Source organism: Priestia sp. YIM B13486, from assembly GCF_042787865.1.
Taxonomy (GTDB): Bacteria; Bacillota; Bacilli; order Bacillales; family Bacillaceae_H; genus Priestia; species Priestia megaterium.
In genome coordinates this window covers 92,460-105,597 of record NZ_JBHZOZ010000004.1, presented here as the reverse complement: position 1 = coordinate 105,597, position 13,138 = coordinate 92,460, and the positions used below count along the sequence as shown (strand labels likewise).

The 13,138-nt window shown below is 39.8% G+C and carries 14 protein-coding genes; 9 read left to right on the top strand and 5 right to left on the bottom strand.

The features are described from left to right. The first annotated feature begins 8 nt into the window (after positions 1-8). From ACFX4G_RS12540 to ACFX4G_RS12500, 9 genes are all read left to right on the top strand, one after another. Positions 9-164, top strand: coding sequence for a hypothetical protein (locus ACFX4G_RS12540; protein WP_377575093.1), 156 nt, complete (start codon positions 9-11; stop codon positions 162-164). A 73-nt stretch (positions 165-237) separates the two neighbouring features. Beyond that, on the top strand, positions 238-417 hold the full coding sequence (locus ACFX4G_RS12535; RefSeq protein ID WP_013055768.1) for a YfhD family protein: 180 nt from the start codon (positions 238-240) through the stop codon (positions 415-417). Between the two features lie 444 nt (positions 418-861). Continuing rightward, positions 862-1,326: a C40 family peptidase gene (locus tag ACFX4G_RS12530; protein WP_016766438.1), complete on the top strand. Its 465-nt coding sequence runs from the start codon at positions 862-864 to the stop codon at positions 1,324-1,326. A gap of 196 nt (positions 1,327-1,522) precedes the next feature. Next, positions 1,523-2,398, top strand: coding sequence for an N-acetylmuramoyl-L-alanine amidase family protein (locus ACFX4G_RS12525; RefSeq protein WP_377575090.1), 876 nt, complete (start codon positions 1,523-1,525; stop codon positions 2,396-2,398). 217 nt (positions 2,399-2,615) lie between these two features. Next, the gene (locus ACFX4G_RS12520) at positions 2,616-5,930 is read left to right on the top strand and encodes an Ig-like domain-containing protein (RefSeq protein ID WP_377575087.1); all 3,315 of its coding nucleotides are present in this window, start codon (positions 2,616-2,618) and stop codon (positions 5,928-5,930) included. A 129-nt stretch (positions 5,931-6,059) separates the two neighbouring features. Then, on the top strand, positions 6,060-6,269 hold the full coding sequence (locus ACFX4G_RS12515; protein WP_377575084.1) for a hypothetical protein: 210 nt from the start codon (positions 6,060-6,062) through the stop codon (positions 6,267-6,269). 144 nt (positions 6,270-6,413) lie between these two features. Further along, positions 6,414-7,256: an aldo/keto reductase gene (locus tag ACFX4G_RS12510; protein WP_080781630.1), complete on the top strand. Its 843-nt coding sequence runs from the start codon at positions 6,414-6,416 to the stop codon at positions 7,254-7,256. A 368-nt stretch (positions 7,257-7,624) separates the two neighbouring features. Beyond that, positions 7,625-7,792, top strand: coding sequence for a Fur-regulated basic protein FbpA (locus ACFX4G_RS12505; RefSeq protein ID WP_075421395.1), 168 nt, complete (start codon positions 7,625-7,627; stop codon positions 7,790-7,792). A gap of 49 nt (positions 7,793-7,841) precedes the next feature. Beyond that, complete coding sequence (locus ACFX4G_RS12500) at positions 7,842-8,045, top strand: IDEAL domain-containing protein (RefSeq protein WP_016766443.1); 204 nt, start codon at positions 7,842-7,844, stop codon at positions 8,043-8,045. A 528-nt stretch (positions 8,046-8,573) separates the two neighbouring features. On the opposite strand, the gene ACFX4G_RS12495 is transcribed toward ACFX4G_RS12500, so the two are convergent. The 5 genes from ACFX4G_RS12495 to ACFX4G_RS12475 form a co-directional block, all read right to left on the bottom strand. After that, positions 8,574-9,929: an arsenic transporter gene (locus tag ACFX4G_RS12495; RefSeq protein ID WP_025749607.1), complete on the bottom strand. Its 1,356-nt coding sequence runs from the start codon at positions 9,927-9,929 to the stop codon at positions 8,574-8,576. Between the two features lie 69 nt (positions 9,930-9,998). After that, positions 9,999-10,310, bottom strand: coding sequence for a hypothetical protein (locus tag ACFX4G_RS12490; protein ID WP_097824154.1), 312 nt, complete (start codon positions 10,308-10,310; stop codon positions 9,999-10,001). 50 nt (positions 10,311-10,360) lie between these two features. After that, on the bottom strand, positions 10,361-11,470 hold the full coding sequence (gene menC / locus ACFX4G_RS12485) for an o-succinylbenzoate synthase (RefSeq protein ID WP_097824153.1): 1,110 nt from the start codon (positions 11,468-11,470) through the stop codon (positions 10,361-10,363). After that, the gene (locus tag ACFX4G_RS12480) at positions 11,467-12,294 is read right to left on the bottom strand and encodes a GNAT family N-acetyltransferase (protein WP_377575079.1); all 828 of its coding nucleotides are present in this window, start codon (positions 12,292-12,294) and stop codon (positions 11,467-11,469) included. The genes menC and ACFX4G_RS12480 overlap by 4 nt, the downstream gene beginning before the upstream one ends. Positions 12,295-12,316: 22 nt before the next feature. Beyond that, positions 12,317-13,123, bottom strand: coding sequence for a MurR/RpiR family transcriptional regulator (locus ACFX4G_RS12475; RefSeq protein WP_097824151.1), 807 nt, complete (start codon positions 13,121-13,123; stop codon positions 12,317-12,319). Positions 13,124-13,138 lie beyond the last annotated feature (15 nt).

The following is a 13,138-nucleotide window of genomic DNA, read 5'->3' as shown; positions in this document are numbered from 1 at the left end:
TCTAGTTGTTGATTGGAGAACAAGGCGAAGAGCTCCCGCGGAAAGCGAAATTTGGTATGGAAATCAACGGCCGTGCAACAAGTGATCCATACCAGCTCATTTATCCAATTTATCCGGCTTTAGATGGGATTTATTTAGTTATGTCTCAATCTTTTTTCGGTTGAATTTGCTTTGGGAAATTGGGAATAGTAACTAAAAAAGATGAAAAACAAATGATTGATACAAGGAGGTCTCAACATGGGAAGAGCAAATAATCACAAATCATCACATAACAACAAAGGGTCACTGCCTCAAACACCAAAAGAGTTAAAAATTGCTCCGGATCAAGCAAATGAAGAATTTTCACGTGAATTAGCGCAGCATCACGATGCTAAAGCGAAACAGGACCTAATTTTGAAACAGCAAAAAGAAAAGTAAAAGAGGTTGGACAAAAGTGTTTTAATTGAAGGGAAATCCGAACGATGAATGGAGATTCTTGATGGAGAATCCAACTCGTTCGGATTTTTTTGTGATGATGATAAACGTAGGTTTCGGGTATGTAGTTGCTTCTAGCGGTTGACTGGAGGGCAATACGAAGACTCCCGCGGATAGCGAATTCTTGTACGGGAATCAGCCGCGGTGTAACAAGTAATTTATACCCGATCATTTATCTCATTTGTTCGTTTTTAGTTGAGTTGGTTTCGGTATGTCTCAATTTTTTCTATATATACCAGAAGATAAAAATACCTCAGTAACCATTTTGTAACATTATTTAATCATAGCGTAATAGTTTTTGAGGCTTTTTTCATTATAATTAAACCGAACATATTAAAAATAAGTTCTATAGAAACGTAACGTTCGGTTACATAATGGAGGAGAAAAATGAAAAAAGCCATCATTGGGTCTATAACGGCAGCGGCAGTCTTATTTAGCGGAGCCAGTCCGTTTATTGCACCTGCTCAAACAGTAGAAGCAGCGTCATATTCATACAAGGACACGGCTATTGCTACTGGTAAAAAATTAATGGGTGTTCCTTACAAATGGGGAGGCACAACAACAAAAGGTTTTGACTGCTCGGGATTTATTCAATACATTTTCAAAAAGGCTGGAAAAACACTTCCGCGCACAACGGAACAAATGTATCGAGTAGGGACAAGCGTTTCAAAAGCAAAGCTTCAAAAAGGAGATTTAGTTTTCTTTCAAACGTATAAAAAAGGTCCTTCACATGTAGGCGTGTACTTAGGAAATAATCAGTTTCTTCAAGCTTCTACGTCTAAAGGCGTGACGATTACATCTCTTAGCAACAGCTACTGGAAAGCACGTTATATTGGTGCAAAACGGATTTAACCATCCGTCATTTTTTTGGAAAACAACACTACATTATGTAGTGTTGTTTTTTGTTTGCATATACATAACATATTGCCAATATTATTTTTAACGTTTTATACAAAAAAATCCATATTCTATGAGATAATAACGCTAACACATTTTGTACTTTAACATAAGGAATATCCCACTCTATTCGAAAGTTTGGTGAGCGAAGATGAAGCGCTTAGTATGGAGTTATGGAATAGGTATTGTTGCAATAGTAGCAGTACTCTCATTTTTCTTTATGATGAAAGGTCAAACAGAGAAAGCCGTCGTTAGCGGAAATGTACCAAAAGCTCATGCGCAGGGAGAAAGAGTGAAGCAGCCCATCTCACAGTTCCAAGCAGTACAGCCTCATGAAGCAGGTAATGAAGTGAAAAATGTAAAAAACAACATGCCTGAAAAAGCGGATCCTCCTTCTTTTTTAGTCTACATTGACCCTGGTCATCAATCTCAGGCTAACCTGGAGAAAGAGCCAATCGGACCGGGATCAGCAGAAACAAAAATAAAGGTTTCCGGAGGCACATCAGGCGTAGTGACCAAGAAGCCGGAATACAAGCTGACGTTGGAAGCTTCTATGATATTAAAACAGCTGCTCGAAGAAAAAGGCATAACCGTAAAGCTTACTCGGAGTTCTGATAATGTAGATATCAGCAACCGGGAACGAGCGGAGCTTGCGAATAATTCAAAAGCTGATCTGCACGTACGTATACATGCAGATGGTTCTGAAAATGCTTCTGTAAAAGGATTTTCTGTGCTTACTCCTGCAGAAGATAATTCCTATACAAAGTCTATTTATCAAAGCAGCCTGCAGGCATCTCAAGCTATTCTGACAGAGGTGAAAAAAGATCAGTTTGTCGAAGCAGACGGCATTCGCTATCGCAGTGATCTTTCAGGATTTAACTGGTCGACTGTACCTGTAACGCTAGTTGAACTGGGATATATGACGAATCCAGAAGAAGACCGGAACCTGTCTGATCAGGCTTACCTTATAAAGCTGATGAATCATATTGCAGATGGTATAGCGGCATATGAAGAAATGAAAAAATAAAAGGTGAAAAGACCTATAAAAGCGTGTGACTAAATCAATTGATTTATGTCACACGCTTTTTTTGTCATTCATATGATATAAAGAAGCGTTTTTTCGACAAAAAAATGGACGAGCAGAAAAGAAAACTAGGTAAAATGCTTTAATTTTTATAAAACTGTGTCGATATAACGAGTGATATGAAAATGCGTTAGACAGTACATGAAAATGGGGGAACAAGATGAGAAAGTTAACGGCATTTGCTTTAGTACTAAGCGTACTGCTGTTTCAATTCACGCCGCTTGCTAGCGTGAAAGCTGAAACGGTAGAACCAGTTGTGTCTGTAAAATTAGTAAACTATTTAGGAGATCATCATGCAATTACAATTAAGCCGTCTTATTTATACACTATTAAAAACTCGGATTTGGTCTTAAAGGCAAATACAGAGTATACGGTAACAGCAACAACTCAAGGTGTCACTCTAAAACAAGGAAGCACTGTATTAGGTGATTTTACAAGCTTTGAAATTACACCGTCTCTTTATAAAAATCCCATATCTATTAACGGCAGACAGTACTTAGGGGACGTTGCGTTTACAAATGAAAAAGGAACGTACGTCAGACCTGTTAATACGCTTCCGATTGAAGACTATTTAAAAGGCGTTGTGCCAAATGAAGTCTATACATCTTGGAATCTGCAAGCCTTAAAAACTCAGGCAGTAGCAGCGAGAACATACGCAATGAGCTATGCAGGAAAAGTAATCAATGACACGGTAAGCTATCAAGTATACGGTGGCTATACGTGGTACGACAGCACAAACAAAGCAGTAGATGAGACATTTGGACAAGTAGTCACATACAACAATAAATTAATCAACGCCGTTTTCTCATCAAGCAACGGTGGGAGAACCGAATCAAACAGCAATGCTTGGGGAGGAACTCAGCTTTCTTATTTCCCGGTGAAAGAAGATCCATACGATAAGCAGACGCCGTGGACGTTAGCTATTCAAAAAGCGCAAATTGATTTAACAGGAAAAGATTTAGCTAACTATAGCGCTTGGTGGAATACGGTTTCTGAAAAAGATAAAACCGTTACGGATAATTTGAAGTCATGGCTAGTAGCCAATAAGCATCCTGGTAAAACGATTAAAATTACGTCTATTCCAAAGGTGAGTTTTTATGCTCCTTCATCAGGAGGCCGTGTGACTAAAGGTGCGATTACAGTGGACTACCTCGTTAAAGGAGATATAGACAGTTCGCAAAAACTAGTGGTTCATCATTTGGAATTAACGGATTTAACATCGACGAAGCTAAAGTCGATGTTAAACAGCCGTGTGATGCTTAGTCTGCTTGTAACGGAAACAAATGAAACAAGCACATCAACAACTTTTAATGGTAAAGGAAATGGACACGGTGTTGGAATGAGTCAATACGGTGCTCAAAAAATGGCAAGCGTAGGAAAAGACTATCGTGAAATTTTAGATTTTTATTATCCAACAACTACTCTTTTAAGTTTTTATACAACTAAATATCCGCGAAAAGAGCAGGAGCAAGAACCACCGAAAGATACGGTTGCGCCTGATGCACCTTCAGTTAATGCACTAGGAGACAACGAAACATCGCTTACGGGCGTGACAGAACCAAATGCTTCTGTTATTGCAAAAGTGGAAAATGAAGTAATTGGAACGGGTCTTGCTGACGAAGCTGGAAAATTTGCAATTACGATTGCCAAGCAGGCAGCAGATACAAAAGTATCGGTAACGTCTAAAGATGCAGCTGAAAATGAAAGCACGGCCACAGTAGTGACCGTAACGGATCAAACGCCGCCTTCTGTTCCAATTGTAAATGAAGTAAGTGACCAAGATACGACCGTAACAGGCGTAACAGAAGCAAACGCCGCCGTGACGGTAAAAGCAGGCGATGCAACGTTCTCTGCAGTAGCGGATGGGAACGGTACATTTACTGTTTCAATTCCAGTACAAATAGGTGGAACAACAATAGCGGTAAGTGCAAAAGATAAAGCAGGGAACGAAAGTCAAGCTCCTTCTTTTGCGGTTAAATCTACGTTAAAAGCACCGCTTGCACCAAAAGTAAATGCAGTAAGTGATCAAGACACAACGATCAAAGGAACGGCTGAAGCAAATGCGACAGTCATCGTTAAAAACGGAAGTCTTCAGCTTGCAGCAGGCAACGCAGATGCCAAAGGAAATTACAGCATTTCAATTGCGAAACAAAAAGCAGGAAGCACACTGTCTGTAACGGCTCAAAATGCAGGTGGAACAAGTTCAGCCACTGCGGTAACCGTACAGGATAAAACGGCACCAGCTGCGCCAAAAGTAAACGCAGTAAGTGATCAAGATACAAAAGTTACAGGTACAGCAGAAGCAAATGCGACGGTTACTGTAAAAGTGGGAACAACAACTGTGGGAATGGCTAAAGCAGGTGCAAACGGAGCGTTTTCTGTTGCCATTTCTCTGCAAAAAGCGAATACAAAGCTAAGCGTACAAGCAAAAGATGCAGCAGGAAATAACAGCTCTGAATCGACTGTAATCATTACAGCAAAGCAAAAAGCTCCGGTAAAACCGACAGTTAATGAAGTGAGTGATCGAAGTACAGCCGTTACGGGTACAGCAGAAGCAAATGCGACGGTTATCATTAAAAACGGAAGTCTTCAGCTTGCAGCTGGTAAAGCGGATGCTAAAGGAACATACAGCATCTCGATCGCAAAACAAAAAGCAGGAAGCAAACTGTCTGTAACGGCTGGAAACACAGCGGGGGTAAGTCCAGCTGTAACCGTAACCGTGCAGGATAAAACAGCACCCGTTACACCAAAAGTAAACGCTGTAAGCAATCAAGATACAGTCGTAACGGGAAGCACAGAAGCCGGCGCAGAAGTGCATGTGAAAATTGACAAAAAAGTAATTGGCAAAGGAAATGCAAAATCGGATGGAACGTTCAGCATCACCATTCCAAAGCAGCCTGCTTCTACAAAATTAGCTGTTATTGCAAAAGATGCAGCCAATAACTACAGCTCCAACACGTTTGTAACGGTCAGTGCCGCGCAGACAAAACCAGCGCTTCCAACCGTTAATACGCTTACTGAAAAAAGTACAGCGGTAACGGGAACAGGAGAAAAAAATGCGTCTATTTATATTAAAGTAGGCGGAAAAATTATTGCGAGTGGAAAAATTGATGGAAACGGCAAGTTCAGCGTAAAAATTCCTGCTCAAAAAGCAGGAACAGAAGTGACGGCCGTGCTGCAAAATAAAGTAGGATACAGCCCGTATAAAATTGTAAAAGTACAAGACACAACGCCGCCGGCACCTCCGGCGGTGAATGCCGTTACGTCTTTGTCCACCTTTATCTCTGGAAAAACAGAAGCAAATGCCGTAATTACGATTAAAAGCGGTACAAAGCTGATCGCATCGGGTAAAGCAGATAGCAAAGGGCAGTTTAAAGTAACTATTCCAAAACAAAAAGCAGGCGTAAAGCTGGCTGTGACGGCAAAAGATGCCGCTGGAAATACAAGTTCAGCAACGAACGTAAGTGTTAAATAGAAAGAGGCTGGGACAAAAGTATTTTAGTTAAAGTTAAACACGAACTATCTATCGAAAACTGATGGATAGTTCGTGTTTTTTTATGATTATCGTGAATGTAGGCATCATGTAGGTAAGTGCTTCTAGCGGTTGATTGGAGGGCAAGGCGAAGACTCCTGCGGGAAAAGCGGAAGGGATGAGACCCAGCAGGAGCGCAAGCGACGAGGAGGCTCAGCGCCCGCCCGCGGAAAGCGAAGCCTTGGACGGAAATCAACAGCGGTGGAAAAAGCAGTCCAGATTATTTATCCGAGTTGTTTATCGTTAGATTGGATTTATTTCGTGATGTCTCATCTCTTTTAGCGGTTTTTAAGTAAAATAGGAGGTTACTAAAAAGTTACCTTAGAACTTTGAAGTGCCTAACTTACTTTAAAGTGGGTTCTATCTTTTTCTTTTTTTCTGTTTCATAATAACAAATGTAAAGAAATTAGCAGGGGGTTTTTTATAATGAGTAATCATTTGCAAGATACAGTAACACTTCACAACGGAGTCAAAATGCCTTGGCTTGGACTAGGTGTATTTAAAGTAGAAGAAGGGCCTGAATTAGTGAACGCGGTGAAAACAGCTATCGTCAAAGGCTATCGCAGCATTGATACGGCAGCTATTTATGGAAATGAAGAAGGTGTAGGAGAAGGAATTCGCCAAGGTCTGAAAGAAGCAGGTCTTTCACGCGAAGATATTTTTGTTACATCAAAAGTTTGGAACGCAGATTTAGGCTATGAAGAGACGCTGGCTGCTTACGAAACAAGCTTACAAAAGCTTGGCTTAGAATATTTAGATCTATACTTAATTCACTGGCCGGTAGAAGGTAAGTATAAAGCAGCGTGGAAAGCATTAGAAACGCTTTATAAAGAAGAAAAAGTAAGAGCTGTGGGCGTAAGTAATTTTCAAATTCATCATTTAGAAGACTTAATGAAAGATACAGACGTTAAGCCTGTTATTAACCAAGTGGAGTATCATCCTCGTTTGACGCAAAAAGAGCTGCATGCTTTTTGTCAAAAGCACGATATTCAGCTAGAAGCATGGTCTCCGCTTATGCAAGGAGAATTGCTAGATAACGATGTGTTAAAAGGAATTGCTGAAAAACACGGTAAATCAGTTGCTCAAATTATTCTGCGATGGGATCTGCAAAACGGAGTTGTAACGATTCCAAAATCGACAAAAGAACATCGTATTGTTGAAAATTCATCGTTATTTGATTTTGAATTGGATGCTGAAGACGTAAGTAAAATTAATGAATTAAACCAAAATCACCGAGTAGGTCCAGATCCGGACAACTTTGATTTTTAATAGAAGAACTAAGAGGCTGGGAGAAAAGTATTTTAGCCCAAGTGAAAGACGAACCATTGATCAACTAGTTTGATGAGTGGTTCGTTTTTTTGTTATGGTGAATACAGCTTCATCTGTTTTGTCCCTTCTAGCAGTTGATTGAAGGGCAAGGAGAAGACTTTTGCGGGAAAAGTGGTTCAGCTCATGTATCTCATTTGTTCGTCTTTAGGCTGGATTTATTTAGTTATGTCCCGGCCTCTTTTTATGCATTATTACATAAATTTAACATTTTCTTCACAGTAAGCTAAAGGACGGGCCGTATGATAAAGAAAGGTCGTGAAAGCTAGAGAAATCATTTCATTTTTAAGTGTAAAATAGGCGGTGTAACGATGACAAAACAAGCTTACTCTCACATACAATGTAAAAAAACATCAATGATTGATTTATTGCTGGATGCAGGGGTTTATAAAAAAGGAAACAAGCAGCTATATGAGCTTACGCTTCAAGAGCTAGAAACAGAGTACGAAGCTATTTCACAACAGCGCATATCCCCATGAAATTTTGATACATTGCTAGAATTTGTTACAATAGAGGAAAGGATAGGAGTTGATTTATATCGAAAAGCACCCGACAGACTCGCAGCCCATCCGTATGGATATCCTCGATTCTATATTTGCTAAAATGGTATTAAATAAGGCTATCCGAGATTTTAGAAGAGATCAAATTTTACGTGAAGTCGATCAAACATTAGAAGAAAGAAACAAAGAAAAATTTTTTCAATTAATTGAAGAATTAAAATCAATTTCGTAAAGGGCATTCGCGCGATAGAATTTGATTTTATCATTTTAGCATATAAAAACAGGTAAGAAGCGGCATGCTTAGTTACCTGTTTTTTTGTTGTCTTATTGTAAACGAAGGCCCTACATAAGAAATGAACCTTATCACTGAACAGACAAAAAGAGCAAGTCTAATGTACTCACTCTTTTCAGAAAGGTATGGGTGTTACTGAGAAAATGAATGTCACTCTCTAAATGTTGCGTGTGGGGTTTAGAAAGTTCTATGCAACTGCATATTTTCTAATTCATTCGCTCTATGTATTGTTAAAGTAACAATATAACCATATCTTATCACATGAAGGAAATTCGATTCAATATATTTATTGATTTTCTTTTTAAATTGTTCTAAATAATTAGTGAATGTAAAAAAATGTTTTTGTTGGGTGAATGTGTATCTATAAAAAAACAATAAAAAAACGCAGTGAGTTTTTATGAGAGACATTTGTTTATTTCTGACGGACTGTAAGCTTCAAAAGAGTACAATCCGTCCTGTAAATCAGTATTAAGAAAAAATGAGCTGAACCCAGTAGAATAGGAGGAAAAGCGTAACGATGGTGGTAAGCGGGATAACGATAAGTGATACTTTTAAATAATCTTTCCATTTTACCTTGATATGATTTTCTTTTAAAATATGCATCCAAATAAGAGAAGCCAGTGTTCCAATCGGCAATAAAAGCGAGCCCATATCACTTCCAATAATATTAGCAAGGTAAATAGTTTTAAGAGTAATAGGATCGAGCCCCATTTCAGTCAAGGTAATGGTTCCGACCATTAAAGCAGGGTGATTGTTAAACAAGTTAGAGAGAATGGAAACAAGTCCTCCCATGATAAAGCTTGCTTCAAAAAGCCCTCGATTCACAATTGGTTCGCAAATTTTTACAAGTAGATCTGTCAATCCTACGTTATGCAATCCGTAAATAATAACGTACATTGAAAATGCAAAAACGAAAATGTGCCACGGCGTTTTCTTTAAAATATCAATCGGGTTTGTACGTAAGTGATACCATCTCCAAATAAGTAAGATCAGTGAGCCTAGTACAGCAACCAATTCGATTGGTATGCCGAAATAAGAGGCGACAAATAGGAGACAGCGCATAACAAACACAAATAATAAAACTTTCAGCATAAATTGTGTGCGTTTACGTTTTGTTTCAACAGAAATGCTTCCTTTTAAGGGGTGAAACTGTTTCGTAAAGAAACTCTCTTCTATATCTTTTGAAGCATGCGGCAGTTTTTTTGGCAAATGGCGTTTTACGACCGTATACATGAGCCAAGACATAAATAATAAACCAAGTGTCGCCGGTACAAACATCATCGCCGTGTGCATATAAAGCGACATATGAACAATTTTTAAGGCAATCAAATTGACAATATTACTTACACCTATAGGCGCGCTGGAAGCGGTAGCAATAAGCGCTCCACTTAAAAGGTAGGGGATCTGCTGGTGGGGTTTTAGCTGAAGGTTTTTCAAAAGTAGAATTAAAATTGGAGTGGTAATTAAAATACTGCCGTCATTATTAAATAGTAAAGTCATTAAAAAGCAAAGCAGTTGAATGTACCAATATAATCGGTACCCTGAGCCTTTGGATAAACTCACTAGCCGTGCAGCTGCCCAGTGGAAGAATCCGAAACTTTCTAATATGACGGCCATGACAATGGTGGCAATAATGGTGATAGAAGCGCCGCTTATCTTTCCGAAAATATCAACAATGTCTGATTTGGATACAATCCCTGTAAGCAGGATAATGGCTGCTCCTATGGATGCCGGCCATGCTTCATTGATGCCGTTTGGCCTCCAAAAAATGACGAGCATTGTCATTGTAAACACGAAAATGGCAATTCCAATTTCAATATTCATCAGTATGCTCCTTTCTTCTAAAATTTGTAATGAATATACCCTTGCATGTCCCTTACACTCTATTTATATTCATTTATTACTAGAAGGATTGTGCATAAGACCATTTTTGCTAATATGTTTCTTTATCTTGCCAAGGCACGTGTCATATCGGGAGAGACGCCTATGAAAAAGAGGCTGGGACATAACTAAATCTATCCAATCTAAAGAAAAATCAATTGGATAAAGGAGCTGGTAGGCATTGCTTTTTAAAGTGCTGTTGATTTCCATGCCAGCCTTTGCTTTCTGCTTGTCCCGCAGGAGTCTTCGTCTTGTACAGATAGAAGCCGCTATATATATGAAACCTACGCTCACCATATCAATAAAAAAATCCGAACCATTCATCGTTCGGATTTTCCTTCAAATAACATACTTTTGTTCCAGCCTGTTTAAGATTAGCAAGTATAGACTTTTTCGTGTAAAGTTAGCGCTTTTATCTGATCGTGATCAGGTTCGTAGCCGATGCCTGGTGTATCAGGCACGGAAATAATACCGTTGTCGACCGTGATTTCCGGATGAACGATATCACGCGGCCAGTATTTAGAGGATGCGGCCGTATCTCCGGGAAGCGTAAAATTGGCAAGTGTGGTAATGGCAATATTATGTGCTCGTCCAATACCTGATTCCAGCATGCCGCCGCACCATACGGGCACACCGTAAGTTTGACAAAGGTCATGAATTTTTTTTGCTTCTGTCAGTCCGCCTACTCGTCCAATTTTAATGTTAATAATTTGTGTGCTTCCAAGTTTAATAGCTTTTCGAACGTCTTCAGCTGAATGAATGCTTTCATCTAAGCAAATGGGCGTGCGCATGCGGATCTGCAGTTCAGCGTGATCAATTAAATCATCATGAGCCAACGGCTGTTCAATCATCATTAAATCAAACTCATCAAGCTGAGCAAGGTGGTCAGCATCTGCAAGCGTATAAGCAGAGTTCGCATCAACCATCAGCGGAATAGAAGGGAACTCGTTTCGAACCGCGCGCGTCAAGTTAAGATCCCAGCTTGGCTTAATTTTAATTTTGATCCGCTTATATCCTTCATTCAAGCCGGCGTCAATTTTGCGAAGCGTTTCGTCAATCGTAGGCTGAATGCCAACGCTAAGACCAACTTCAATTTGACTTTTACTGCCTCCTAACGCTTTAGATAGAGAGAGGTTTTGCCTGCGCGCATACAAATCCCAAACTGCGCCTTCTAACGCCGCTTTTGCCATATAATTGCCTCGGATATGAGCAAAGCGTTCAGATATTTCGTCAGGATGCTTAATTTCTTTCTGTTGAAGCAAGGGAATTAAAAAATCCTCCATAATGTGCCAGTTTGTTTTGAGCGTTTCTTCTTTATAAAAAGGATCGGCGCACGCTACGGATTCAGCCCAGCCGGATCGTCCGTCTTCGTCTTGAATTTCTACTAAAATAAAGTCTCGATCCACTTCTTTTCCAAGACTTGTGGTAAACGGATGAAGTAAATCCATTTTTAAATGCCGTAAAATGACGTGTTTTATCTTCATTTTTGTACCTCTTTTTTCGTTAAAATATAAAAATGAACGGGTGCGCTGCTTTCTGGATACTTCATGAAGTCTTTTACTTGGAATCCTTTTGCAAAACACGTTTGAAATACGCGTCTTGTACGCATACGCCAGTCTAATGCCAGAGAAGGAGAGACTTCTTTCATTTGCTGAAACGCAGATGGAATAGCTACAGACACGATGTCATGATTCAACCATCTTTCATCAATATCTGTAACAGAAGGAAACCCTTGATCCGTTAACGTCCATTGAATGAGCGATGCGTCCATTATTTGATCTGGCGTATAAAGAGGCTGAGCTCGTTTTGTATCTTCTGTGGATGCCCATTCCACAACGAATCGATCAGAAGGCAAGTCAGCATTTAACGGATCGTTCATGTCTCCGTAGCAGTTTTCAATATAGGTAGAACAAACGGCTCCAAGCTTTCCAATATTTAAATACCCGTTGGCGCTTTCTAGAGGATCATACGTCCAGCTGATATATGAATAACCCTTTTTTTTACTTTCTTGTTTCTGCGCATGCTTAAGCTTGGCACCGATACCCATGCTGCGATAGGCAGGGTCAACTGCTAATATATGAGAACATAAGTAGACGCACGTTCCGTCAAACCCGGGAAAACTATATTGAAAGCCAATCAGCTTTTCATTTAGAAACGCACCGAGAACAAGACCTCCATTTTTAACAGCGGTCAAGGTTTGATGGACAGGCGTGGCTTCTTCTTCTCCCCAGACGCGGCTTTCTAATGCGCGTACCTCTTCTAGTTCAGTGGTTGTTGTAAGTGAACGAATCGTTAAGGCTTCAGTCATTTGTTTACTTCCTTTCTATTATCTATTCTAAAAAGATGCCTTGCTCGGCATAGAGTTTTTCCAAGTGTTCTTGTCGTTTTCCAGCCGTTTTTTCATCTCTTTTTTGCATGCTGCTAATGACAACTTGAGATAGGGCAAGAAGCGATAAAATATGTTCGGTTGTTCCGGCTAAAAGCGTGATATCAGCGATTTGGCCTACCGGAGACAAACGGCGGTCTGTAATGGCAATTACTTTCGCTCCTTGTTTTTTAGCCTGCTGGGCTACTTCGAGCGCTTCTTTTGTATAGCGCGGCAGTGAAAATACAACAACAGCAGATTCACTAGTAAGATTGCATAGCGTTTCAAGCAAAAATCCTGTTGGAAAAGATAAAAGAACATGATTGCGAAGCTGATTCATTTTATAATACAGCCAGTAAGCCGCCGTATGAGATTCACGGAAACCTGCAATATACACTTGATCACTTTTGATAAGCGCATCTACAGCTTGAGATAATTCTTTTTCGTCAACAGGGGAAAGCCATTCACTAAAAGGTTTCTTTTCTTCCGCTGCAGAATCAGCTGCAGGCTTGCTAGCTGATTCTTTTGATTCGGCAGAAGAAAGCCATTCTTTTCGCATTAGCTCCTGCAAATCGGAAAAACCATTTAACCCCAGTGCGTAAGCTAGACGAATAACGGTTGTTTCACTGACACCTGCTTCTTTGCCAATTTGCCCAGCCGTGTACAGCGAGCCTTTTTCCGTAAAATTAACGAGAAACTCAGCTACTTTTTTTTGACCGCGAGAAAGGTCAGGGAATTTATGTTTAATTAATTCTTGAAATGATTGCTTCATATAGCCTCCTAGAAA